General features: G+C 72.1%; 3 protein-coding genes. 2 read left to right on the plus strand and 1 reads right to left on the minus strand.

Annotation, left to right across the window (positions count from 1 at the left end):
- Positions 1-691, minus strand: a 691-nt coding sequence (locus VF825_RS03275) for a DNA glycosylase AlkZ-like family protein (RefSeq protein ID WP_331110104.1), incomplete at its 3' end; no start/stop codon positions are given.
- A 154-nt stretch (positions 692-845) separates the two neighbouring features.
- Here VF825_RS03275 and VF825_RS03280 point away from each other — a divergent pair.
- Both VF825_RS03280 and VF825_RS03285 read left to right on the plus strand, forming a co-directional pair.
- Positions 846-1,229: a VOC family protein gene (locus tag VF825_RS03280; protein ID WP_331110106.1), complete on the plus strand. Its 384-nt coding sequence runs from the start codon at positions 846-848 to the stop codon at positions 1,227-1,229.
- A 151-nt stretch (positions 1,230-1,380) separates the two neighbouring features.
- Positions 1,381-2,109 (plus strand): isoprenylcysteine carboxylmethyltransferase family protein, encoded by a 729-nt coding sequence (locus VF825_RS03285; protein ID WP_331110108.1) that lies wholly within the window; start codon positions 1,381-1,383, stop codon positions 2,107-2,109.

Below are 2,109 nucleotides of genomic sequence, written 5' to 3' on the forward strand. Positions count from 1 at the left end.
CCATGAGCTCGCGGAACGCCTCGGGGTGGGTGGGGCGCACCTCGGGCGGCACCGCCCGGGCCAGCACCTCCCGCGGGAGCACCCGCTCGAGGGCGGCGTAGCGCCGCTCGAACTGGGTCGTGCGCCCGGCGCTGGTGATGATCCCCGCCCAGAACAGGTGCTCCAGGGCGTTCTTGACCAGGGACCAGTTCCAACCCCAGTTGTCCTTGGCCCGGGGCAGGTCGTGCTCGAGGGCCAGCTCGACCTCCCGCGAGGTGAGCGGTCCGCGGGTCTGGACCTCGCGCCGGACCGCCTCGACGAGCTCGGGGTGGTCGCGGGCCACCCGCTGCATGCCGCCCCACGCGTCGTGCAGGGCCCGCTGCATGCGGAAGTCCAGCAGCGGCCAGGTGGCCGGCGGCACGAGGCTCGCCTCGTGGGCCCAGTACTCCACGAGCCGGCGGGGTGCCCGGTCGCGGGCGCGGTCCAGCAGCGCGGTGTCGTAGGGGCCGAGCCGCGAGAAGAAGGGGAGGTACTGGCTGCGGGTCAGCACGTTGACGCTGTCGATCTGGATGATCCCCACCCGGTCGACCACCCGCTGGATATGGCGCATCGTGGCCGCGCCGGGAGCCGGCCGGGGGTCGCAGAAGCCTTGCGCCGCAAGGGCGACGCGGCGCGCCTGGGCCTGGCTGAGTCGGTCGGGGTTGCGTGCCACGCCAGCACTCTACGGTCGGGGACCGACCGGCCGTGGCGAGCACACGGCATACGCGCTTCTGCGCACCCGCGGCGGATTGTCCGGCCCCGGTGGGGAGCGGAGAATTGGCGGGTTCGGCAGGAGGGACAACCCCAAGGGCGTTCCGGAGGTGCCCATGATCAGCAAGTCCCCCATCACGACCATCATCCCCGTGGACGACATGTCCCGGGCGACCACGTTCTACCGCGACACGTTGGGCCTGACCGACCTCGGCGACTCCATCGCCGGCAACCACGCGCTGCGCACCGCGGCCGGGTCGGCGGTCGAGCTCATGCCCGCCCCGGGCGACCACAGCGAGCACACGGTGCTCAGCTTCGAGGTGGACGACATCGTCCGCGAGATCGCCGACCTCGAGGGCCGGGGCGTGCGGTTCGAGGACTACGACACCCCCGAGCTGAAGACCGAGGGGCACATCGCCTCGGCCGGCAGCGAGAAGGCGGCGTGGTTCAAGGACAGCGAGGGCAACTTCCTGTGCCTGCACGAGACGCACCTGAGCTGACGCCTCTGCCCTAGCGCATCGGCCGTTCGGTCAGAGCCGCCCAGCCAACCGGCTGGGAGGGCGGACCGAACGGCCGTGCCGTGTCGTCCTCCTGCTCGGCCATCGTGGAGTGATGCGGGCGCCGTCGGCCCGCGTTCAGGGGAGGTTCACGATGACCGCAGCGGATCTGACCGGCCCGCAGGCGCCTGCCGAAGCTCCGGCGCGGGCTTCCGTCGACCTCGGGCGGCTGGTCGGGGTGCCGATCATGACCGGTCTGCTGCTGCTGAACGCCTCCAGTCTTGTCCGGGAGGTCGGCGCGGGCGGGCCGTGGACCGTCAGTCGCGCCGTCTCCCTGGCCGCCGGCCTGCTGACCGTCGCTCTGTACGTGCTGTTCGTCAGCGCCTTCCTTCGCCGGTCCCGCGCCCGGGCAAGTCATCCCTCGCGGTCTGCGGCCATCGCAGCGATGGTCGCGACGTGGCTCCCCTTCGCCCTCCCCCTGCTCCCGGCGGGTCGCCCCTCGCTGGCGACCCTGACCGTCAGCAACGTGCTGCTGGTGCTCGGCCTCGGGTTCGCCGTGTGGTCGCTGCGCTACCTGGACCGCAGCTTCAGCATGGTCGCCCAGGCGCGAAGGGTTGTGCGGACCGGACCGTATGCGGTGGTGCGGCACCCGCTCTACACCGGCGAGCTGGTCGCGCTGCTGGGCACGGTGCTCAGCCGACCGGCCTGGACGACGTTTGCGGTCTGGGTGACGATCCTCGGCCTGCAGTTCTACCGGGCCACCCACGAGGAGGAGATCCTCGCGGCGGTGCTCCCGGACTACCGCGACTACCAGCTCCAGACGCCGCAGCTGGTCCCGCTGGCTTTCGGACGGCTCCGGGGTCATCGGGCGCTGACGCGCTAG

This window comes from Oryzihumus sp. (assembly GCF_036391795.1).
Lineage (GTDB): Bacteria > Actinomycetota > Actinomycetes > Actinomycetales > Dermatophilaceae > Oryzihumus.

Excerpts from the sequence above, each read along its gene's own strand:
- VF825_RS03285 (WP_331110108.1), top strand. The coding sequence starts at position 1,381 with ATGACCGCAGCGGATCTGACCGGCCCGCAGGCGCCTGCCGAAGCTCCG.
- VF825_RS03280 (WP_331110106.1), top strand. The coding sequence starts at position 846 with ATGATCAGCAAGTCCCCCATCACGACCATCATCCCCGTGGACGACATG.